This window comes from Cylindrospermum sp. FACHB-282, from assembly GCF_014697195.1.
In the GTDB taxonomy this organism is placed as follows: Bacteria; Cyanobacteriota; Cyanobacteriia; order Cyanobacteriales; family Nostocaceae; genus Cylindrospermum.
Window position 1 is genome coordinate 1 of the sequence record NZ_JACJRJ010000073.1, and the last position, 21,772, is coordinate 21,772.

A 21,772-nucleotide genomic window follows, 5' to 3' on the forward strand; every position below is an offset into this window, starting at 1 on the left:
TATGACAAAAAAAGAATTACACATTAGAATTACCGAACGCAGAATGAATAAACTGCGGTTGTATGCTGCAAAAAAAGATACAACTATTACCCAAGTTGTAGAGGAATTGCTTGATACTCTACCTGAAATTACAGATATATTACAGGTAGGCTAAAGCCTACCGAGTCGTTTTTCATCCCCGGTCTGAAGTACGGAGTATGGCGCTGTGCGCCTGTTCCTCCGGGGCTTTCAAACTCCCGTCTGTTTCTTGTAAGCAATATCGTTTAATATTGCCATTATCTAACTGCAAATAACTTGACACTCTTAGGTCTAAAAACAAAAAAGCCTGCCGTTCCCTTTAGTTAAAGAGTACACTCCGGCAGGTTTGGTAGGTCTAGGGCTGCTTTGCTAGACGGGGTATTTTGGTCGGTAAGGATAATAGAGAGCGAAAATACTACTTGATTTTCTGTTTAATAAAGGTCACAACCTGAGTTAGCTGTTTCTTTAAACCATCAATTTCTGCCTGCATCTTGACAATTTTTTCATTCAGTAAATTAATTTCTGCCGAGGAAGCTGCTCCTGGGCCGTTGTTAGTGGTAGCGGCAGCGACTGCGGCAGAGGGGCGCGGCAGTTTAGCCTTTTTCATCGCTGACTGAATTGCGCCAATTAGTTGCTTCTGGTCAAAAGGCTTGCCGAGAAATTCAAAATATTCAAAGGGTTCTTGGAGTTTCTCTGTTACCTCTTCTTTTCGACCAGACATGAGCACCAAGGGAATTTTGCTTAACTCCGGTTGGGCTTGAATTTGCTGGAAAACTTCCCAGCCACTCATTTTAGGTAACAGGAAATCTAACATGATCAGGCTGAGTTTTTCCTGACGGATGAGATTGTATCCTTCCAAACCGTCTTTTGCTTCCAATACCTCGAAATTGCCCGGAGGCAACATTTCTCGTACTTTTACCCTGACAACTGTAGTGTCATCGATAACTAAAATTTTGTTACTTGCCACGACTGATTGCTCTACCAGAAACTTTAAGTGTAGATGGCGGATTTGCCGATTGACCTTAAGAATTCTCCTACTATATCCAAAATTTATCTTATTTGGGGGAGAGTATAGTCCCGGTATAAATGAGAATGCTGGAGGTGTTTTGTGAAACTTCTGCTTGCGTTCTTACCAATTTGTGTCATGGTGATTCCAGGGACTCTTGAATCTGTCCTACTATATCTTTGCATCTTGCTTGGATGTTTATGACTTTGTCACAAAAAGCCGAACTCAGATCGGAAATTACGGCAATGCCTGGGTGGTTGCGCCGCCCCATTGCTAAAGCCAGTGAACTCTCTGCCGTACAACGTATCATTAAGCAGCGCCAAATTCACACGATTTGCGAAGAAGGACGCTGTCCTAACCGGGGTGAGTGCTATGCCCAAAAAACTGCTACTTTCTTACTTATGGGCCCGACTTGCACGCGTTCTTGTGCTTTTTGTCAAGTAGATAAAGGTCATGCACCGATGCCTCTTGACCAAGAAGAACCGCAAAAAGTGGCAGAGGCGGTACAGCTTTTGGGACTGCGTTATGTAGTGTTAACTTCTGTAGCCCGTGATGATTTGCCTGATGGGGGAGCAGTCCACTTTGTAAAGACGATGGAGACTATCCGCCGATCGCATCCAGAAACTCAAATTGAAGTGCTGACACCAGATTTTTGGGGTGGTGCGGGTGTAGGTGAAGCAGGTCAATACGAGCGGATAGCAATGATTGTCACTGCCAAGCCGGCTTGTTTCAACCATAACATTGAGACAGTGCGGCGGTTAACTAACCCAGTGCGTCGGGGAGCAAAGTATGATCGCTCACTGCGGGTGCTGGCTGTAGTCAAAGAAATTGACCCGACTATTCCCACTAAATCAGGTTTGATGCTGGGACACGGAGAAAGTCTCGAAGAAGTAATCGCCACAATGGCGGATCTGAGGGCTGTGGGGTGCGATCGCCTGACGATTGGTCAGTATATGCGTCCTTCCTTAGAACATCTACCAGTGCAAAAATACTGGACACCAGAGGAATTTGCTCAACTGGGCAGGGTAGCATTGGAGATGGGATTTAGCCACGTCCGTTCTGCTCCTTTGGTTCGCAGTTCCTACCACGCTGGTGATTAGGGATTGGGGAACTCCCAGACTCCTCTGGGGATTAGGGTTCATGGGGATTGGGTATTGGCTATTATCCCCAGTAAAGAGTAAAGAGTCCTCAACACCACACAAACATTTTTAAAGAATTTGGGCAATTGGCACGCCTGTTTGGTATTTCTTAAAAAGTCCTGAAATTTAGGTGAACCGCTTATGACTGCTAAAAGCAAGAAGAATTCAGCTGTTGTGGAAACTGGAGCTAAACCTCCCTACCCCTTTCGCACAGGTTGGGCATTGCTGCTGTTGGCTATCAACTTCTTGGTAGCAGCCTATTATTTCCACATCATTGACTAGTTAGATGTGGAGTGGTGCTGCTCAAATTGTGCCTTTGAATAAACCTTTGGGACGAATGAGCAGCACCAAAATCATCATCAATAGGGCGATACCTTGTTTATACTGGGAACCCAGCCAAGGTGTACTGATTTCCTGGGCAATGCCAATGATAAAAGCGGCGGCGATCGCACCGTAGGGGTTACCAATTCCCCCAAGAATTACAGAGGCAAACAAGGGCAAAATCAAAAACCAGCCCATATTCGGTCGCACAGCTGTAATCAACCCATACATACTGCCGCCCAAAGACGTGAAAGTGCCGGCAATTAGCCAAGTCCAGAAAATTACCTTGTCCACATTGATGCCAGAAACTCTGGCTAAATCCAAATCATCAGCAACTGCTCGCATCGCCTTACCGATTTTGGTGTTTTGTAGCAGGTAGTGTAGCCCTAAGATTGCCAGCACTGCCAAGCCCAGCACCAATAATTGATTTTGCGGGACTTTTAATCCCCAAAAATCTAAGGCAGGGGTAACGGGTAGATTATAGTTCTGGTTTTTCCCCCCCCAGAGTAAAATAATGCCATTGCGAAGGAATAAGGCAAGTCCAATGGAGATAATAATCAGTGTCGTGGAAGTAGCGCGGATAGACCGCATTCTTGACCACAGCAATTTTTCTGCCAACAGCATTGCGCCTACAGTTCCGGCTGCCGCCAGAATCATCGACAGCCAAATATTTAACCCAATGGTATTTACTAAGAAGGTGAGATATGCTCCCAAAGTTAGAAAATCTCCGTGGGCAAAATTAGACAACCGTAAAATTCCATAAGTAAGGGTGAGTCCGACTGCTGCTAGGGCAATAATGCTCCCCACAGCAATTCCGTTAACGATTAATTGAGCGAGTTGTGCATCCATAGTTTGAAGTTGCTATTAAGAAATTTTTAAGTGTGTGATTTCCTTCAAAAATTTTTCGATTAGCCGTTACAATCGACACTATCAGTTATGGTTTATCAATAAAAAAGATTCCTGCGTTAATATACATAGAATCATGTTCGCCTTTTTATGCGAACCTAAACTTGTTCAGCGGTCTAGTTGGCCATGCAGCAGTCTTCAAGCTTACCAGAACAGAACTCACCCATAGATGCAACGCCAACTCTTTTGAAAACAATCCAGCAAATTCGTGCCGAGTTGTGGCTGGAAAGCAGCTTGAATCAGTTGCAAAGTCGCCTTAGTGATTGTCTGTTTTCTGCTTTTACCACGATTTCACAGGCAACAACCACAGAAGCAGAAATTTTCCAAACTGTGGTGAACGAACTCAATAGTGCTTTAAGCGCCAGTAGGGTGGCTATCGCTCTGTTTCCACCACAAGAAACAGTTGGCGAAATTTGTTATGTTTCCGGTTCTCCATCCAGACGCTCACAACGTCAACTGCTGTTCGTGATGCCCAAAACGGGAAAAAAGCTGTGGTTGAAATTAAAAGAGGTGATCACACTTGAAGATTTGCAGCAGATGGAAAAACAACAACCGCAGAGTGCTTGGCGTTTAGTCGAGGATGCTAACGGTGTTATCGGCTGGCTAATTATTGCTACAACACGTATTCGGTCTAATGGCAACTCATTCAAAGCATTACAAGCTCAACTTAGAGCGCAATTGGTGACAAGAACAGCCCAGCAGTGTGTTAAATCCTTGGCACATCTGAAGCAAATACAATCTTTGCAGCAAAGGTCTCAAAATTTAGGTAGCTCTAATCAGGAACTGGAGCGCACTAATCAACTCAAAAATCAATTTCTGGCAAACACCAGTCACGAAATCCGCACCCCACTTAGTTCGATTATTGGATTTACCCACCTGCTCTTAGCCCAAGGCTACGATCCAACCAGAGAACGCCACCAAGAGTATTTAAAAATTATCCAATCCAGTGGTAAACATCTCCTTGGTCTGATTAATGATATTTTGGATCTCTCCAAAATTGAGGCAAACCAACTGGAAGTGCAGTGGGAAATAGTGGATGTGCCAGTTTTGTGTCGCAATGTTTTAGCTTTAGTCAAAGAGAAAGCCGCTAATAGGGGTTTGCAACTACGTCTATTCGTAGACCCCAATGTCACAACCTTAGTAGCCGACCCCTTGCGACTCAAGCAGATGCTGTTGAATTTACTCTTCAATGCTCTCAAGTTTACTAGTAAAGGCAGCGTTGGCTTACAAGTTGTCCCCAAAGGGATATTTCTACATTTTACGGTTTGGGACACTGGCACTGGTATAGCCCAAGAAGACCAAGCTCAATTGTTTCAACCTTATCACCAGATTATTAACCCCGTAGCTGGTCGCAATGAAGGTACTGGTTTAGGGTTAGTAGTGACTCGGAAGCTTGCTGAAATTCATGGTGGTTCTTTGGAAGTGGAATCAGAAATTGGTAACGGGTCGCGTTTTACCATCGCACTACCCCTCCAGCCAATTGGGGAAGTTTTGGCAGAAGTGGAAGATCAGCAGCTAGGAAGATTGGCAGAAAGTTATTCCCCGATCTCAGAAAATCCGATCACTCCTAGCGTTTCTCAAGAGATTTTGTTGGTGGAAGATAACGCACCCAATGCCGAGTTGATGGGAATTTATCTAGGTAAATTAGGATATCAGGTAAGTTGGGTAAAGACTGCTGCCCAAATGTGGGTAACTCTAAAACAGATAGAACCGGCAGTGATTTTAATGGATGTAACCCTGCCGGATGCCAATGGTCTTAACTTGGTGCAACAACTGCGATCGCATCAGCAATATCAGAAGATACCGATTATTGCCCAAACAGCAATGGCGATGAAAGGCGATCGCGAAACTTGTCTGGCGGCTGGTGTCAATGACTATATTTCTAAACCCATTGATTTACCACTTTTAGCAAGTCTGGTGGCAAAGTATAGTAAACCACTTTTGGGTAATGGGTAATGGGTAATGGGTAATGACCAACGCCTAAAATAGAAGTTGTTGGGTGGTTTAGGGTTTTGGTAGGATGGAAGAATGATGCTGACAGAAAAACTGGAGCAACTAAAAGCTTTATTTAGAGAAATGGAGCAGGCTTTGATTGCCTACTCTGGGGGCGTTGATAGCACCTTGGTGGCCAAGATTGCTTATGATGTGTTGGGCGATCGCGCTTTGGCTGTAACTGCTGTTTCTCCTTCGCTATTACCAGAAGAGTTGGAAGACGCCAAAATTCAAGCCGCAACTATTGGGATTGAGCATAAAGTCGTCCAGACTCATGAAATGGACAATCCCAATTACACTTCTAACCCGGTTAACCGTTGCTATTTTTGCAAAAGTGAATTGCACGACACTCTCAAACCTTTGGCTTTGGAGTTGGATTATCCCTACGTGGTGGATGGGGTAAATGCTGATGATTTACACGATTATCGCCCAGGAATACAGGCGGCTAAGGAAAGAGGTGCGCGATCGCCTTTAGCAGAAGTTAGCGTCACCAAAGCTGAAGTCCGTCAACTTTCACAACAACTCGGTTTACCTTGGTGGGATAAACCCGCCCAACCTTGTCTCAGTTCCCGCTTCCCATATCATGAAGAAATTACCATAGCCAAGTTACAACGAGTGGGAAGGGCAGAAATTTATCTGCGAAAGCTGGGGTTTGAAAATTTGCGGGTACGTTCGGAAGGGGAAACAGCACGCATTGAATTGCCACCAGCACAAATTAAAGATTTTGTGATAACTACGGATTTATCCGCTGTAGTGTCTGCATTTCAGAATTTCGGATTTATCTACGTCACCCTAGATTTAGAAGGTTATCGTAGCGGTAAGTTAAATCAGGTTTTAAATCAGGAAGCCTTGGGTGTTAAACCATAAATTGGGAAATGTTAGGGGATAGAGGATTGGGAATTATCCCTATGCCCCAAATGTTATGCACGATTAAAAAAAATGCCATCACTCAATTTTGCCGCCCAGCGAGTTTGACTTCTATCTGCTGTAGTGCTGATTGCCAAACATGATACCCATTTGGCGACAGATGCAATCCATCTGTAGTCAAATTTGGGCTTAAATTGCCTTCAACGTCTGTAAACCAATGATGGATATCTAGATAATTAGCTCCTTCTTGTTTAGCAACCAAGGCAATTTGGGCATTGAGATGACGAATGCGACTGTTGGAAATTGTCTTCAGGCGAGTTGGCAAAATAGATTGGACAATTATCTGGCCGCTTGGGTGATTCCGGCGTAATCGGTGAATAATCCGGCGATGATTACGCAAAATTGCCTCATCACTAGCACCATTTCTTAAGTCGTTAATACCAACCATTAGATAAATCACATCCGGCCGCGTTGCTGAAAATGCCGTTAATCTTTTGAAGACACCACTGGAAGTATCTCCAGATATGCCTTGATTCAGCCACAATTTACCAGCAGGAAGTTTTTCCCTAGGAAACCACATGCTCAAAGAATCACCAACTAAGATGCTTAGACGATTTTCACCTTGTCCTTGAGCCAGAGCTTTGGCTTCCAAGGCTAATAAACTCTTCCAATCTCCATAAGTTAGTTGATGTTTGTTGGCTGACTCCCACATTGACTGTAAGTTATCATCATCCACACGTGTAAAAATCTGACCTGTTTTCAGCGACGCTAATCTTTGATAGTAAAGTTGACTTCCAGATGCCAGAGTGCGGTTAGCTTCTGGATAACTGGAGTTGAGTAATGAATTTTTTAGCCCTAGTAAAACTTGGTTGCTAAATTTTGGTAAAGAGATGTCACCGCTGGGGATGATGTTCTTAGCTACTGTTGGCTGCGAACCCTCTAGCGCTGACAAAGCTTGGTTGCTGAATTCTGGTAAAGAGACGTCAACACTGGGGATAATTTTCTCACTTACTGTTGGCTGCGAACCCTGTTTTAAATCCCACAGGGATCTAGAATTTTCTGGCAGGTTACTCGTCAGCTGTGGAAGAGCCGATGTTGGTATTGCCAATCCTGTTAACAACCCTGCTGCCAACAGATAAGGTTCCCGCATCGTTTAATCTCTCCTCTACTCACTGCTCTTCCTCAATCCAACCAATTAATACTGGATTCAGGAAAATTTTACTTCCGTCAAATTATTATTTTCATTTACACTATTGGTGTTTGTAAAGCTAAGTAATGGGATTAGATTGACTATTTACAGGCTTTTGCCAGGGGATTTTCTATCTTTGAAGTTGCTAACTACCGTGGGGATCTAGCTGATTTACGGCAGGCGATCGCTTGGCAACTAGGGTGGTAATACCTGCAACCTCTGGGGATAACTGAGTCAGGGTAAATGGGATGGCACGGAACACCCGCATAGCGATGGCGAAATTAGGAAGCAACTTCATCTGTTCGAGAATTCCTCATGCTTCAACCAAGAGATCATGTCAAGGCTATCCATAAGTTAGCTTGTACCTTTAGATGATGATTAAATATTTGGTGGAACTTCTAGAAGAATAGGGGCAAGCGTAGCTTTGATCATCTGTCATCAGGAGTGATTTGCCTGATTTTAACGTATAAAATATTACTAGACTAAATCGAAGTTAAATTCTAGTTATATAGAAGAACCTGGTTGAAAGTGCTAAGATTTAGGCGAAGTCATTTATGTTTCCCTCTTCTTCTGTGGCTAGAGCTAGTACAGCAATCGGTGTCAGTCCAATTATTAAGGAGATTGTGCAAAAACAGGCACATTCGACACGTTTAACCCTAAAAGAGGTTATTCTCATGGGGATGTTAGCAATTGATAAGCTAGATGATCAAGGTCGTCAAGACTTAGCGGATAAAGTTCATCAAATGCAGGTTAATGGTGAAATATAAATTCGTTTTCAGACATCCAAAGTCAAAAGTCCAAAGTAAAAGCATTAACTAATGACAAGGGTAGAGGCGCGAATAATCTCGTCTTTACTCTTGACTAAATCGATAAATACTTCCCTTAACATAATGCTCATTCAGTTCAAAAGATATCCATTGACGTTGTAAAGTTTCAGCTACAAAGCCGGTTGTATTGGAACCTGCAAAGGCATCTAAAACCGTATCACCTTCATCGGTCAAAAATTTAATAAAAAACTCAGCGAAACCCTTCGGAAAACGTGCTGGATGTGGCTTAATTCCTGCTTCTTTACAGCCACGAAAATAAGCGCTATTTGATTCAGTATTGGCAAGTTCCAGCAAATTTGGCGGAATTGCTCCTTGGTTATCTTTTTGGAATTTATCAGAAATATCGTGTCCACTAGGACGAATTTTTGCGGTATAGCCATTTTTGAGTAATTTTTGCATGCTCTGGCTATAGGGTTTTAAAACTTTTCTATTATCTGCTTTAGGATGCGGTGTTTTAGATAACCACCAAACAACATTCACTGAATCCTTAACGCGAATACGTCTAATTGTCACCCACTCAGCAGGGGTAGGTAATCTAGCAGGGTTATAGTGATAGAATTCTTGCGCCAGAAAAAAGCCAACTTCCTTACACAGCCTAACTAAAAGCTCATATTGGTAGATACTCCGCACCGGATTTCCAGGAAGATAAGCGCCCCCTAAATCTAAAACTAATGAGCCATTTTCAGCTAGAACTCGTTTGAATTCGTAAGCAAAAGGTAGAAACCACTCGATATATTTTTCCTCAGTTTCGTTACCGTATGCTTTTTTCCGCGTTAATGCAAATGGTGGTGAGGTGAGGATGAGGTTAATACTGTTATCTGCAATAAATTTAATTAGTTCTAGGCTATCACCTAAATATGCTTTTCCGTGCTGCTGGGTGTAATAGGGGGTCAAATTTATTATTTTGTTTTCTATTCAGAGTTTTTATTTTAACGCAGAGGAACACTGAGGGAAGCGCAGAGTAACGCGAAGGATAGAGGATTAAGTATGTGTTGCTGATAACTAAGTTAATTTTAGTCCGTTGGCTTTTTTGATTAGGAATATCTAATAGATAAATTATACTATAGCAATCCTATTTGATTTGTGAACATAAAGTGAGTCAGATACCCGACTTCTTAGAGAAGTCGGGTATCTTTGTGTTCACAAATGATTTAGGACTGCTATATCTTGTGGGGTGGGCATCTTGCCCGCCCTAATTATATAAGTGAAATTTGAAACAGATTAATCAAGGAATGTGTAGTTTCTCCCTTGACTAACCTTATGAAGTCAAAAATTATTGCTAGAACTTTAACTGTTCTTTTGCTTATGTGCTTTAAGCCAATTTAAAGACCGTTTAGCACCTAGCTTCTTCTGCATATCTTCTTGAGAAGTATAAGGACGTTTACCCAAAATTAGCTTTGCATATCCATCTTTAACCCCTGGTATTTGAGTTAGATCCGATTTTGTATTATTGAGAAATTCTAAGAAATCTTTCATATGTTCAGGCTCAATCACTCTATCATTTAGCTTTGACTGCAAAAGTGCCTGCTCTATAAATTTTTCTGCATCTGGTTGATTTGCTGCAATCAGGAATACCCAAATTCTATCTATTCCAGCCATTAGGGCTGCTTCATAAATTGGTAATCCTGTTAACAAGTGATATTTGTCTTCTTCATCTGTTATACAAACTATGGGTAGAGAGAAGTTACAACCAAAGGTTTTTAGATTGTTAGAAATTTTTTGAAGAACAGATTTTGAAATACCAGACGTTTCTTGACCTACTTCTATTTCATTTAAAACCAGGAAAATAGGTTGATTTTCAATCCCTTTGTACAACTTAACCATTTTTACCTTCCTATAGAATTTTCACGTTTATGTATTTCCGAGAGAATTTCTTTAGTTAAAATAGAAAACTGTTTTTTTACATCCCCTGCTCCAGTATTTTGTTCTGCATATAAAGACAATGGTAAGCGATCTTGCGATGCTTTTCCAACCGCAATAGCTCTTTTTATTTCTTGAAAAATTCTCAAATGAGGATATCTCTGAGCTACTATTTTTTTCATATTGCTATGCAGTATAACTTTGCTTTCAGTCATCATTGGAACTATTCCAAGTATAAAAGCTCGATTTTCTGCTTCTTCTCTCACAGTTTTAGTAAAAGAAATGGGGTTGATGATTCCATATACAGAAAAATATTCCATTTGTGAAGGTATAACTACATATTGGGCTGCATATAATCCGTTAATGACAGAAAGAGTAGAACTCGGAGGAGTATCAATAATTGCATAATCATAATCTTGAGCTATACCTGATTGCCTTAGTGCTTTGTCTAAAAACTTTTGAGGTAAGTGACCTAGTGGTAAATTTTCCACATTCCTAGTTTTAAAGCTGCTTGGTAAAATGTCAACTTTTCCATAACTGTTAGTTTGATTGAGGATATTGTTCAGTTTTGAAGAATATATATAATCTTTATAATTAAAACTTGGGAGTTTATAGTTTGTTATAAACTCGAATACTTCTTTTCTCTCCTCAAAAGATTGTATAATTTCTTCAAATTCTTCCAAACTAGAAGCATTATCAAATTCTTCAGCTTTGTTAACTCCCAAGGATAAACTAGCATTGGCTTGATCATCTAAATCAATCACTAAAACTCGGTTACCTTGAGTTGCTAATTCATAGGCAAGATTCACAACTAGAGTTGTTTTCCCTACTCCACCTTTTGTTGTATAAATTGCAATTGTACGCATTTTAATCTTTTCCAAGAAACTTTTCAGAAAATCTGCTACAGGTTGAACTTGGCTTGGATTTTGTATAGTGTGTTCAGAGACTAAGCTGAACTGCAATTCTTTATACTGATATATCTCAACTAAGTAAGGATCAATCAATACGCCAAATCTTGTATTTGAGTATTTGAGATAAGTTTCTAACTGAACACGAGCATCATTATCAATGCGAGTATCAGCAGTTTTAACCTCAACCAAAAAATTTATATACCTACCCAAGTCTTCTATTAAAAAATCAACTTCCTTTTTAGTTTCTTTTACAAAACCATTTGCAGTTATTTTTGGGACTTTTACCTTAAACTCTGGATACCAATGAGAATAGCTACTTCTACGGGGTAAACCCGCCATACTTAGCATTTCTTGCACTAGATGTAGAGAGACATAAGCCTCATTGTTCCACTCTGAAGATAGTCCAGGCATAATTAAGCAAACATCATGTTTATATTCATACCATAATAAAGTACATGACAAGCTTTTTTTACACCGCCAATTTCAAATGTGAATCATAGAAACAAGGGCGGGCAAGATGCCCACCCCACAAGAGAGGATGTAATCAGTGGGATTATTCTGAGGTTTGCCAGAAGAAAGGGTAATTTTCTGGATTTGATGACAGGGCCGCTTTTACAGGATTTTGTCTGATATATTCCCAATATGCTTGAAACTCTTGCTCATTTCTCACAATATGGTCATGTCGCTCATCTTGCCAAACTATTCCTCTATGTTTCATCACCTTGGGAATCTGTTTGGAACTATAACCTTTGATACTATTCAAAATGCTACTGAGTGACCAATACTCATTTTCTGACTTCAACAACGGCTGAATTAGCAGATGAACATGATCTGACATCACAACAAAGACAAATATTTGATATCTTTTTTTATTGAAAAATAAACAAGAATTAAAAACTATTTCCCTTGCTTCTGGGCTAAGTTCTAACTTTTCCCAAGTATTAAAGGTAATAAAATAAGTTGCCCCATCCAACTCCCAATGAGGCAATGTTCTCTGGTAAATTTTCAACCTTGGCTCTTGCATTTTCTATACAAAGCTATTTCTCTTGTTTCTATTGTGGGGTAGGTAAGATGCCTACTCCCCCTCTTTATATTTCCCATCCTCGAAACAAAAAATTCCACCTTTTTGTATCTTCTCTTGTGGGGTGGGCCAGACAGCCCGCCCAAACAAAAAAATCCCCTGCCGTGAGGTGGGGGATTTTAATTATTCACCTACAAAACTAGTAGCCGGCTCAACCGAACTTACCAGCAGTGGAGGCAATCAAGAACGCCGCGTAGGTGACGATGTAGCCAACAGTGAAGTGAGCTAGACCAACTACACGAGCTTGAACGATAGACAGAGCAACGGGCTTGTCCTTCCAGCGAACCAGGTTAGCCAGAGGAGTACGTTCGTGTGCCCAAACAAGAGTTTCAATCAACTCTTGCCAGTAACCTCTCCAAGAGATGAGGAACATGAAGCCAGTCGCCCAAACTAGGTGTCCGAAGAGGAACATCCAAGCCCAGACAGACAGATTATTCACGCCGTAGGGGTTGTAGCCGTTAATCAACTGAGCCGAGTTAGCCCATAGATAATCACGGAACCAGCCCATCAGGTAGGTTGAGTTTTCGTTGAACTGAGCAACGTTACCTTGCCAAATACCTAGATGCTTCCAGTGCCAGTAGAAGGTTACCCAACCAATGGTGTTTAACATCCAGAACATGGAGAGGTAGAAGGAGTCCCAAGCGGAGATATCACAAGTACCGCCACGACCGGGGCCGTCGCAAGGGAAGGCGTAACCGAAGTCCTTTTTATCGGGCATCAGCTTAGAACCACGGGCATCCAAAGCACCTTTAACAAGTACTAAGGTGGTGGTGTGAATAGCCAAAGCGAAAGCATGGTGTACCAGGAAGTCGCCAGGGCCAATTGTTAAGAAGAGGGAGTTGGTGCCAGAGTTAATGGCCTCCAACCAGCCACCTAGCCAAACGTTACCGTAGTTAGGATAGGCTGTGTAAGCGATGCTATCGGGGTTAGACAGCAAGGTGTCTAAGCCGTAGAGTACTTTACCGTGAGCAGCTTGGATGAACTGGGCAAATACCGGCTCAATCAAGATTTGCTTTTCAGGAGTACCGAAAGCAACAACTACGTCGTTGTGTACATACAAACCGAGGGTGTGGAAACCCAAGAAGAGAGATACCCAGCTGAGGTGGGAGATGATCGCTTCTTTGTGCTTCAGCACGCGGTCGAGTACGTTGCCTTTGTTTTGTTCGGGGTCGTAGTCACGTACCCAGAAGATGGCGGCGTGGGCAAAAGCACCAACCATCAAGAAGCCAGCAATATACTGGTGGTGTGTGTACAACGCTGCCTGTGTTGTATAGTCCTTAGCAATAAATGCGTAAGGAGGCAGAGCGTACATGTGCTGCGCCACCAAAGAAGTGATGGTTCCCAGAGCTGCCAAAGCTAGTGACAGTTGGAAGTGCAGCGAGTTGTTAATGGTGTCGTAAAGACCTTGGTGAGGCAGGTTGAACTGACCTTCACTCTTGCTACCAGGTACTAAACCGGATTTGGAGTTCAGCATTTCTTTGATGCTGTGACCAATCCCGAAGTTAGTCCGGTACATGTGACCGGCGATGATGAAGATAACAGCGATCGCCAAGTGGTGGTGAGCCATATCGGTCAGCCACAGGGATTCTGTCTGAGGATGGAAGCCACCCAAGAAAGTCAGAATCGCTGTTCCTGAACCTTGAGAAGTACTGAACACATGACCAGCAGTGTCAGGGTTAGCAGCGTAAACACCCCAGTTACCGGTAAAGAAGGGTGTCAAGCCTGCTGGGTGGGGCAGGGTGGTGAGGAAGTTATCCCAACCCACATGCTGTCCGCGAGATTCGGGGATAGCAACGTGAATTAAGTGACCAGCCCAAGCTAGAGAGCTAACGCCAAACAGACCAGCTAGGTGGTGGTTTAGGCGGGGTTCAGCACTCTTAAACCAAGAGAGGCTGGGACGAAACTTGGGTTGCAAATGCAGCCAACCAGCAAATAAGAACACTGCTGCCAATAACAGCAGTCCCAAGGAGCCAGTGTACAGTTCCGTGTTTGTCCGCATCCCAATCGTATACCACCAGTGATAAACACCAGAGTAAGCGATGTTTACCGGGTTGCTAGCGCCAGCTTGGGTAAAAGCTTCAATCGCAGGCTGACCGAAGTGGGGATCCCAGATCGCGTGGGCGATGGGGCGGATGTGAAGGGGATCTTTAATCCACTGTTCAAAGTTACCTTGCCAGGCTACGTGGAACAGGAGGCTGGAAGCCCACAGGAAGATGATTGCCAAGTGACCGAAGTGCGTAGCGAAAATCTTTTGGTAAAGATTTTCTTCCGTCATGCCATCGTGGCTTTCAAAGTCGTTGCCTGTGGCGATCGCATACCATATCCGACGAGTAGTCGGGTCCTGTGCGAGATCCTGGCTAAATTTGGGAAATTTTGTTGCCATAGGTTTGATGAATCCTCTGACCTTTAGCCATCAGGTATCAGCGAAATTTTAGATTTTGGATTTTGGATTTTGGATTATATCTCAAATATCTCATCCAAAATCCAAAAGTCTACTGGTTGCTATCCTACTGAAAGGATATGTGCGTGGAAGAATGCCCAGGTGGTAGCAATACCTCCTAGGAGATAATGAGCTACGCCTACAGCCCGACCCTGAATGATGCTCAGAGCGCGAGGCTGAATTGCTGGTGCTACTTTCAGTTTATTATGAGCCCAAACAATGGACTCAATCAGTTCTTGCCAATAGCCGCGACCACTGAACAGGAACATTAAGCTGAATGCCCAAACAAAGTGAGCGCCTAAGAAAAGCAGTCCATAGGCAGACAGCGCACTTCCGTAGGAGTTGATTACTTGTGCAGCTTGTGCCCACAAGAAGTCACGCAACCAGCCGTTGATTGTGATGGCACTTTCGGCAAAGTTACCACCGGTGATGTGAGACACAACACCATCTGAATCTACTGTTCCCCAAACATCAGATTGCATCTTCCAGCTGAAGTGGAAAATCACAATTGACAAGGAGTTGTACATCCAGAAAAGCCCAAGGAACACGTGATCCCAACCAGATACTTGACAGGTGCCGCCACGACCAGGCCCGTCGCAAGGGAAGCGGAAGCCCAGGTTAGCCTTATCTGGAATCAGACGAGAACTGCGGGCAAATAACACACCCTTGAGCAGGATGAGGACAGTAACGTGAATGGTGAAGGCGTGAATATGGTGAACTAGGAAGTCCGCTGTACCCAAAGCTATGGGCATCATCGCCACTTTGCCACCTACAGCTAAGATACCGCCGCCAAAGGCATAGCTAACTGGTTCTAAGGCGTTGGGAGCTGTACCACCAGGGGCCAGTGTGTGCAGGTTTTGTACCCACTGAGCAAATACTGGTTGCAACTGAATTGCACTGTCAGAGAACATATCTTGGGGACGACCCAAGGCACGCATTGTATCGTTGTGGATGTAAAGCCCAAAGCTATGGAAGCCAAGGAAAATAGACACCCAGTTCAGATGAGAGATGATAGCATCACGGTGACGAATCACCCGATCCAATACGTTGTTTTGGTTCACAACTGGATCATAATCCCGCACCATGAAGATGGCTGCGTGAGCCGCACCACCTACGATACAGAAGCCGCCAATCCACATATGGTGAGTGAATATACACAGCTGAGTCGCGTAGTCGGTTGCCAAGTATGGGTAGGGAGGCATCGCGTACATGTGGTGCGCGACGATGATGGTCAACGAACCCAAGAAGGCCAGGTTAGTAGCCAATTGAGCGTGCCAAGATGTGGTCAGGTTTTCGTAGAGACCTTTGTGACCTTCACCAGTGAATGGTCCTTTGTGGTTCTCTAGAATTTCCTTGATGCTGTGACCAATACCCCAGTTGGTGCGGTACATGTGACCAGCAATGATGAACAAAACTGCGATCGCCAAATGGTGATGGGCAATATCCGTCATCCACAAGCCGCCTGTTACCGGGTTTAGACCGCCTTTGAAAGTTAGGAAGTCAGCATACTGACCCCAATTCAAAGTGAAGAAAGGTGTTAAACCGTTAGCAAAGCTAGGGTACAGTTCTGTTAACAAGTCTTTGTTCAGGATGAACTCGTGGGGCAAGGGTATGTCCTTAGCGGCAACGCCTGCATCCAAAAGCTTGTTGACTGGTGCGGACACGTGAATCAAGTGACCTGTCCATCCCAAGGAACCACAACCCAACAATACTGACAAGTGGTGATTCAGCATTGACTCCACATTCTGGAACCATTCCAGTTTAGGAGCGCGTTTGTGGTAGTGGAACCAGCCGGCAAACAACATTAAAGCTGCCATTACCAAACCGCCAATGGCAGTTACGTACAGCTGGAATGAGTTTGTAATACCCCAGCCGCGCCATACTTGGAACAAGCCAGAAGTGATTTGAATGCCGTGGAAACCGCCACCAACATCGCCGTTCAAAATGTCTTGTCCCACAATGGGCCAAACCACTTGAGCGCTGGGCTTAACGTTCAATGGGTCGCTCAACCAAGCTTCGTAGTTGGAGAACTTCGCGCCATGGAATAACATCCCGCTCAACCAAATGAACACTATGGATAAGTGACCAAAGTGGGCTGAGAATATCTTGCGGGATATATCTTCTAAATCGCTTGTATGTGTATCAAAATCGTGGGCGAGTGCGTGTAGGTTCCAAATCCAGGTGGTGGTTTTTGGACCTTTGGCTAAGGATCTGTCGAAATGTCCCGGCTGCGCCCATTTTTCAAATGAGGTTGGTACTGGATCATTGTCAACGATGACTCTTGCCTTCTTTTCCTCTCGCTCCGGAGGACTAATCGTCATTCGACCTCCTTTTTAGATAAGGACTGAAGAATCATGAATACCACAAAATGAACTTGGTCGCAGCCTACAGGATTTTCCTGGAGGTGCGAGAAGACGCTGTGCGGATAGTTGTTTCTCGTTGAATTATAGAGTCAAGACTTGTACATTGTTGGAGACAATTTAACAATAATTCAAAATTGCCAGATTTCTTGTCTTATCTGCCTTTTAACTTCAAAGTATTTTTCCAAAAGTCAATAGATTCTTCATTTAATTTACAAAGTATAACAATTCGTAAAACTTATGGTTTGACCCTGGGCTTGCTTGATGAGGCTGCTATTTTAGCTGTTGCTGTCACCTTTAAACTGCCGCTGGCAAAAAAAATGTCAAAAATATTACTAAATTTAAAAAATCTCTCTAAATAGATCCAGGCAAAATCAGGGGATGTGAGGCAGATTTCAGCTTTTGGGCTATAGTTCCCTAGGGACAGTTTAAGCCAAAATAATCTGTCAGTTGTTGAAGAATATCACTGGGTGGAAGCCATGAACTCTTGGCAAAAGAAAGCATTAGAGAAACTCTTTCCTAAGAGTTTACCGATCTTCAGGTGGGTCATAACATTCTTGCTAGTCTTGGGTTTAAGCAGTTGTGGAGAGAAAGCGGGTAGTCAAGAAGTATCCCTTAGCTACGGAGAAAAACCTGCTAAAAATTCTCAAATTTCCCAGCAATTTTCGGAAGTTTCTCCACCAGAAGTTATCCAAGAACTGCGGCCCACCTTGGAAGTGTATCAGCCACAGGTCAAAATAATTACTCCACAATCCGATGAAGTCCTACAAGACAACACAGTTAAAGTTGGCTTGCAAGTTAAGGACTTACCAATATTCAAAGACCCGCAATGGCAGCTAGGCCCCCATCTCCACGTAATTCTCGATAATCAACCCTATATAGCTGTTTACGACCTAAATCAGCCCCTAGTTTTGCCAGACTTGCCACCCGGTACTCATACTCTACGGGTTTTTGCTTCTCGTCCTTGGCATGAAAGCTTTAAAAACGAAGGCGCTTACGCCCAGACAACATTTCACATTTTTACTAAAACCGACGAGAATAACCCCGCTCCCAGTTTGCCCCTGCTCACCTACAGCCGACCTAAAGATAATTATGGAGCAGAACCAATTCTGCTGGACTTTTACCTGACTAATGCTCCTCTACACATAGTTGCTAAAGACAACCCTAAGGACGAAATTAGTGATTGGCGTATCCGCTGGACGATTAATGGTGAAAGTTTTGTTCTCGACAGATGGCAAGCAGTTTATCTCAAAGGCTTCAAACCTGGGAAGAACTGGTTAAAACTGGAGTTTCTCGATAACCAGGGAAACCCTGTAAAAAATGCCTTCAACAGTACAGTCAGACTAATTACTTACCAGCCAAATGGTAAAGATACTCTGGCGAGAATTGTCAGAGGGGAACTCAAAGCTGATGAGGTGCGCGGTATTGTAGATTCAAATTACACTACCAAGACTCCGGTTACTGAACCCACACCCAGCCCTAGGGTAACTCCTAAGGTTGAAAAAACACCGACGCCACAGCCTAAGAAAGAAAAAGAGCCGATTCGGGAACCTAAAGTTCGAGAAATACCCAACACTCAACCCACGAAGCTAAAACAACCGGAGGTAAAGCCAACACCCCCGGCTACTGAATTACCTGAAAAACGGGAATCGCAGCCCATAGAGTCGCCTGCACCCCCGGCTACTGAATTACCTGAAAAACGGGAATCGCAGCCAATAGAGTCGCCAACACCCCCGGCTACTGAATTACCTGAAAAACGGGAATCGCAGGCGATAGAGTCACCTGCACCAGCAGCACAGCCAATAGAGTCGCCAACACCCCCGGCTGCTAACTTACCTGAAAAACGGGAATCGCAGGCGATAGAGTCACCTGCACCAGCAGCACCGGAAAAGCCAAGGGGGGAAGTCCAAGAGAAATTATCCAAAAATACTCAACTGTAATTCTTGGGATAAAGCTTCGACAAAGGTTAGCCCAGCTACAGGATTACCGACAGTATCTAAGGCAGGACTATAGCAGGCGATCGCACCTTGATTTGGTACGATCGCTAATAATCCCCCACTAATGCCTGATTTCATCGGTAGACCAATCCTGAGAGCAAATTGGGCAGAAGCTTCGTATAATCCACAAGTTAACATCACATCATTGACAATCCGCCGATGTTGTGAGTTTAAAAAATTATTTTTACAAGCTAAAAGTTTTCCCAAAAGGGCTAAATCTTTTACTGTCCCAGATAAACAGCATATTTGCTCATAGGTGTCAATGGCTATAGCAAGATTTTTCAGATATCCTTTTTCGCTAAGATAATTAGCGATCGCTTGATTAGCTCTTGAGGGTATCGAGCGGACTGAAGCTAGCATCGCCTCATCTAACCTGAGATGACAGCCAGCGGATTTATTTAGCCATTGACAAAATAACAGAGTCTTATCACTAGCATCATTTCCTGGTAATTTATCAGCCAAAGTAATTGCCCCACTATTAATCATGGGATTGCGGGGATGTCCACCATCTGCTACCAGTTGCTCTAGAGAATTGAAAGGAGCATCCGACGGTTCAACGCCAACCCACTGCAAAACAGTTTCGGCTCCCAGAAGTTCCAGCAGATAGAGTAGAGAAAATGGCTTAATCACGCTCATCAGTGGAAATACAGAAATCGTATCTCCTTGGCTGTAACTTTTTCTAGATTCACAGCAGATGTGAACCGCAAACAAATCAGGGTTAGCCAAAGCCAAGCGCGGGATATGTAGAGGAAATTTTCCTGGCAATACCTGGGTTGTGGCTAGCTGTACCCAAGCTGATAACTCCCTAGTAGTTATTGCTTCAAGTCCTTTCAAAAGTGTTACACCTCTCAGGAAATCTCAAGAATACCTCATGATTCCCCGTGTTAGAGCACCAGAACTACCGCAAAATTACCCTTGGCTTAACACCGAAATACCCTTGTCTCTAAAACAACTCAAAGGCAGAGTCGTAATTTTGGATTTCTGGACATACTGCTGCATCAACTGTCTGCACATCCTGCCAGACTTAAAATATCTTGAACAGAAATATCAAGACAGTCTCACCGTTATCGGCGTCCATTCTGCCAAATTTGACAACGAAAAGGAAACCGAAAATATCCGCCAAGCTATCCTGCGCTATAACATCGAACACCCAGTTTTAGTTGATATTAATTTTCGAGTCTGGCAAGAGTATGCTGTCCGCGCTTGGCCTACCTTAATGGTAATTGACCCCCAAACTTATGTAGTTAACTATTTCTCTGGTGAAGGACATCGTGACGTTTTAGACCAACTGATTGAAAAACTGATTCATGAACACCGAGAAAAAGGAACGATTAATTTCCGAGAACTTAGCCTAACTTTAGAAAAACAGCGTCAGCCATTAATCACACCTCTAGCTTTTCCTGGTAAAGTTCTAGCGACACCAGCAGGTTTGTTTATTGCTGACTCTGGACATCACCGCTTAGTTATGAGTAGCTTAGACGGCGAAGTTTTCCATATAATTGGTACGGGAAAATCTGGCTTTACCGATGGTGACTTTAGGGAAGCACAGTTTTCTGCACCCCAAGGAATGGCTTATGATGCCGAAAATCAAATTCTCTATGTTGCTGATACAGAAAATCATGCCTTGCGACGAGTAGATATCAAGCGTCAAGTAGTAGAAACTATTGCGGGTACTGGTGAGCAAAGCCATAATACTCGTCCTCACAGCGGTGCTGCATTAGAAACAGCAATAAATTCTCCTTGGGATTTAGAGAAAATAGAAAATATCCTTTTTATCGCAATGGCTGGAAATCATCAAATTTGGCAATTAGATTTAGAAAGTCACATCATCAAAACCTATGCTGGTACTGGCGGAGAAGGTTGTGTTGATGGTAACTTTACAGAATCTGCCTTTGCTCAACCTAGCGGTATTACTACAGATGGTAAAGAATTATTTATTGCTGATAGTGAAATTAGCTCAATTCGCGGTGTGCAATTGCTAGAAACTGGTAAAGTGCGGACTGTTTGCGGTGGTGGTTTTTTATTTGACTTTGGCGATATTGATGGAAAATATTTCGATGTCCGATTACAGCATTGTTTAGATGTTGAATATTTTAAAAATAATTTGTGGGTAGCAGATACCTACAACCACAAAATTAAATTAGTGAATCCCAGTACAGGTAATTGTCAAACTGTTGTGGGGGATGGTTCAGCAGGTTTACAAAATGGTCAAGGTAAGAATACCCGTTTTTTTGAACCATCGGGACTGAGTGCCATAGATTCATATCTCTATATTAGTGATACTAATAATCATGTTATCCGTCGCGTAGATTTAGATACACTGGAGGTAACAACGCTGCAATTTCCTGGTTTATGTGCGCCAAATATGTGTGTATGCCAACTGATATGCCGTTAATATAAACATCCTATCTGATTCTTTAAAATTATTTTTTTTAATGAACCGTGAAAGGAAAAAAAGAGAAGATTGATAAAGTTGTGATTGAGAGAGCTTTTTGGGTTTCCAATTTTTTTCTAGATTTTTATCGGTAATTATACGGTTTTAAAGTTCATTAAATAGCAGAATAATCTAATATTAAGTGAAACCATCCCATAATTATTACTTGTCATAAGTTAATTTAATGAATTATAGAGATGAACAATAAATTCGTTGCTTTAAACTCTAATGATGATGTTCTTTTGTTTAGTCAAAAAACTTTTTTGGTAGGCAACTTTATCGCAAAAATAAAATCAGAATTTTACCAAAAGTGGTTCTACCGCTCCCTTTATGCGGTAGTTGGCTTTTTAGACAACTTTAGACACTAAATTAAAATTTATAAATAAAACTCAAAGTCTTGCCAGGCAAGGATTTACGATGTACC

The 21,772-nt window shown here is 42.9% G+C and carries 19 protein-coding genes; 8 read left to right on the forward strand and 11 right to left on the reverse strand.

Annotated features, from left to right (window positions below; genetic code table 11):
- Positions 1-433: 433 nt before the first annotated feature.
- A complete protein-coding gene (locus H6G32_RS24730; RefSeq protein ID WP_190463160.1) occupies positions 434-985 on the reverse strand; it encodes a response regulator in 552 nt (183 codons plus the stop codon).
- A 239-nt stretch (positions 986-1,224) separates the two neighbouring features.
- Here H6G32_RS24730 and lipA point away from each other — a divergent pair, with 239 nt between their 5' ends.
- Both lipA and H6G32_RS24740 read left to right on the forward strand, forming a co-directional pair.
- Complete coding sequence (lipA, locus tag H6G32_RS24735) at positions 1,225-2,124, forward strand: lipoyl synthase (RefSeq protein ID WP_190463161.1); 900 nt, start codon at positions 1,225-1,227, stop codon at positions 2,122-2,124.
- A 180-nt stretch (positions 2,125-2,304) separates the two neighbouring features.
- Complete coding sequence (locus H6G32_RS24740; RefSeq protein ID WP_190463163.1) at positions 2,305-2,445, forward strand: photosystem I protein PsaX; 141 nt, start codon at positions 2,305-2,307, stop codon at positions 2,443-2,445.
- Positions 2,446-2,466: 21 nt separating this feature from the next.
- Here the strand turns inward: H6G32_RS24740 and H6G32_RS24745 are convergent, their stop codons facing one another.
- On the reverse strand, positions 2,467-3,333 hold the full coding sequence (locus H6G32_RS24745) for a branched-chain amino acid ABC transporter permease (RefSeq protein WP_190463165.1): 867 nt from the start codon (positions 3,331-3,333) through the stop codon (positions 2,467-2,469).
- 183 nt (positions 3,334-3,516) lie between these two features.
- Between H6G32_RS24745 and hrmK the strand changes: the two genes are divergently transcribed.
- Both hrmK and larE read left to right on the forward strand, forming a co-directional pair.
- A complete protein-coding gene (gene hrmK, locus H6G32_RS24750; RefSeq protein ID WP_190463167.1) occupies positions 3,517-5,346 on the forward strand; it encodes a hybrid histidine kinase/response regulator HrmK in 1,830 nt (609 codons plus the stop codon).
- Positions 5,347-5,418: 72 nt separating this feature from the next.
- Positions 5,419-6,249 (forward strand): ATP-dependent sacrificial sulfur transferase LarE, encoded by an 831-nt coding sequence (gene larE / locus H6G32_RS24755; RefSeq protein WP_190463169.1) that lies wholly within the window; start codon positions 5,419-5,421, stop codon positions 6,247-6,249.
- A gap of 82 nt (positions 6,250-6,331) precedes the next feature.
- Here larE and H6G32_RS24760 read toward each other — a convergent pair whose 3' ends face one another.
- Together H6G32_RS24760 and H6G32_RS24765 are read right to left on the reverse strand one after the other, a co-directional pair.
- Complete coding sequence (locus H6G32_RS24760; RefSeq protein ID WP_190463171.1) at positions 6,332-7,399, reverse strand: GDSL-type esterase/lipase family protein; 1,068 nt, start codon at positions 7,397-7,399, stop codon at positions 6,332-6,334.
- A 184-nt stretch (positions 7,400-7,583) separates the two neighbouring features.
- Positions 7,584-7,736: a hypothetical protein gene (locus tag H6G32_RS24765; protein WP_190463172.1), complete on the reverse strand. Its 153-nt coding sequence runs from the start codon at positions 7,734-7,736 to the stop codon at positions 7,584-7,586.
- A gap of 256 nt (positions 7,737-7,992) precedes the next feature.
- Here H6G32_RS24765 and H6G32_RS24770 point away from each other — a divergent pair, with 256 nt between their 5' ends.
- Positions 7,993-8,205, forward strand: coding sequence for a hypothetical protein (locus tag H6G32_RS24770; RefSeq protein WP_190463174.1), 213 nt, complete (start codon positions 7,993-7,995; stop codon positions 8,203-8,205).
- Positions 8,206-8,289: 84 nt separating this feature from the next.
- On the opposite strand, the gene H6G32_RS24775 is transcribed toward H6G32_RS24770, so the two are convergent.
- The 6 genes from H6G32_RS24775 to psaA form a co-directional block, all read right to left on the reverse strand.
- Complete coding sequence (locus tag H6G32_RS24775) at positions 8,290-9,165, reverse strand: DNA-methyltransferase (RefSeq protein ID WP_375539817.1); 876 nt, start codon at positions 9,163-9,165, stop codon at positions 8,290-8,292.
- A 387-nt stretch (positions 9,166-9,552) separates the two neighbouring features.
- Entirely contained in the window at positions 9,553-10,089 is a 537-nt protein-coding gene (locus tag H6G32_RS24780; RefSeq protein ID WP_190463176.1) for a hypothetical protein, read from the reverse strand.
- Positions 10,090-10,091: 2 nt separating this feature from the next.
- Positions 10,092-11,375 (reverse strand): ParA family protein, encoded by a 1,284-nt coding sequence (locus H6G32_RS24785; RefSeq protein ID WP_206757978.1) that lies wholly within the window; start codon positions 11,373-11,375, stop codon positions 10,092-10,094.
- A gap of 214 nt (positions 11,376-11,589) precedes the next feature.
- Entirely contained in the window at positions 11,590-12,060 is a 471-nt protein-coding gene (locus H6G32_RS24790) for an REP-associated tyrosine transposase (RefSeq protein WP_190463180.1), read from the reverse strand.
- A gap of 208 nt (positions 12,061-12,268) precedes the next feature.
- Positions 12,269-14,500 carry a photosystem I core protein PsaB gene (gene psaB, locus H6G32_RS24795; RefSeq protein ID WP_190463182.1) on the reverse strand — a complete coding sequence of 744 codons (2,232 nt, stop codon included), beginning with the start codon at positions 14,498-14,500 and terminating at the stop codon, positions 12,269-12,271.
- Positions 14,501-14,619: 119 nt separating this feature from the next.
- Complete coding sequence (gene psaA, locus H6G32_RS24800; RefSeq protein WP_190463184.1) at positions 14,620-16,878, reverse strand: photosystem I core protein PsaA; 2,259 nt, start codon at positions 16,876-16,878, stop codon at positions 14,620-14,622.
- Positions 16,879-17,054: 176 nt separating this feature from the next.
- Here psaA and H6G32_RS24805 point away from each other — a divergent pair, with 176 nt between their 5' ends.
- Positions 17,055-17,279 (forward strand): hypothetical protein, encoded by a 225-nt coding sequence (locus H6G32_RS24805; RefSeq protein WP_206757979.1) that lies wholly within the window; start codon positions 17,055-17,057, stop codon positions 17,277-17,279.
- A gap of 117 nt (positions 17,280-17,396) precedes the next feature.
- Positions 17,397-18,857 carry a hypothetical protein gene (locus H6G32_RS24810; protein WP_190463188.1) on the forward strand — a complete coding sequence of 487 codons (1,461 nt, stop codon included), beginning with the start codon at positions 17,397-17,399 and terminating at the stop codon, positions 18,855-18,857.
- Here the strand turns inward: H6G32_RS24810 and H6G32_RS24815 are convergent.
- Complete coding sequence (locus H6G32_RS24815; protein WP_190463189.1) at positions 18,834-19,748, reverse strand: glutaminase; 915 nt, start codon at positions 19,746-19,748, stop codon at positions 18,834-18,836. The two genes, H6G32_RS24810 and H6G32_RS24815, sit on opposite strands and share 24 nt — an antisense overlap.
- Positions 19,749-19,785: 37 nt before the next feature.
- Between H6G32_RS24815 and H6G32_RS24820 the strand changes: the two genes are divergently transcribed.
- Positions 19,786-21,309 (forward strand): thioredoxin-like domain-containing protein, encoded by a 1,524-nt coding sequence (locus H6G32_RS24820; protein WP_190463191.1) that lies wholly within the window; start codon positions 19,786-19,788, stop codon positions 21,307-21,309.
- Positions 21,310-21,772 lie beyond the last annotated feature (463 nt).

What these genes read in the sequence shown, in the direction of transcription:
- lipA (WP_190463161.1), top strand. Translation starts at nt 1,225, where the DNA reads ATGACTTTGTCACAAAAAGCCGAACTCAGATCGGAAATTACGGCAATG.
- H6G32_RS24740 (WP_190463163.1), top strand. Translation starts at nt 2,305, where the DNA reads ATGACTGCTAAAAGCAAGAAGAATTCAGCTGTTGTGGAAACTGGAGCT.
- H6G32_RS24745 (WP_190463165.1), bottom strand. Translation starts at nt 3,333, where the DNA reads ATGGATGCACAACTCGCTCAATTAATCGTTAACGGAATTGCTGTGGGG.
- hrmK (WP_190463167.1), top strand. Translation starts at nt 3,517, where the DNA reads ATGCAGCAGTCTTCAAGCTTACCAGAACAGAACTCACCCATAGATGCA.
- larE (WP_190463169.1), top strand. Translation starts at nt 5,419, where the DNA reads ATGATGCTGACAGAAAAACTGGAGCAACTAAAAGCTTTATTTAGAGAA.
- H6G32_RS24760 (WP_190463171.1), bottom strand. Translation starts at nt 7,399, where the DNA reads ATGCGGGAACCTTATCTGTTGGCAGCAGGGTTGTTAACAGGATTGGCA.
- H6G32_RS24765 (WP_190463172.1), bottom strand. Translation starts at nt 7,736, where the DNA reads ATGAAGTTGCTTCCTAATTTCGCCATCGCTATGCGGGTGTTCCGTGCC.
- H6G32_RS24770 (WP_190463174.1), top strand. Translation starts at nt 7,993, where the DNA reads ATGTTTCCCTCTTCTTCTGTGGCTAGAGCTAGTACAGCAATCGGTGTC.
- H6G32_RS24780 (WP_190463176.1), bottom strand. Translation starts at nt 10,089, where the DNA reads ATGGTTAAGTTGTACAAAGGGATTGAAAATCAACCTATTTTCCTGGTT.
- H6G32_RS24785 (WP_206757978.1), bottom strand. Translation starts at nt 11,375, where the DNA reads ATGGCGGGTTTACCCCGTAGAAGTAGCTATTCTCATTGGTATCCAGAG.
- H6G32_RS24790 (WP_190463180.1), bottom strand. Translation starts at nt 12,060, where the DNA reads ATGCAAGAGCCAAGGTTGAAAATTTACCAGAGAACATTGCCTCATTGG.
- psaB (WP_190463182.1), bottom strand. Translation starts at nt 14,500, where the DNA reads ATGGCAACAAAATTTCCCAAATTTAGCCAGGATCTCGCACAGGACCCG.
- psaA (WP_190463184.1), bottom strand. Translation starts at nt 16,878, where the DNA reads ATGACGATTAGTCCTCCGGAGCGAGAGGAAAAGAAGGCAAGAGTCATC.
- H6G32_RS24810 (WP_190463188.1), top strand. Translation starts at nt 17,397, where the DNA reads ATGAACTCTTGGCAAAAGAAAGCATTAGAGAAACTCTTTCCTAAGAGT.
- H6G32_RS24820 (WP_190463191.1), top strand. Translation starts at nt 19,786, where the DNA reads ATGATTCCCCGTGTTAGAGCACCAGAACTACCGCAAAATTACCCTTGG.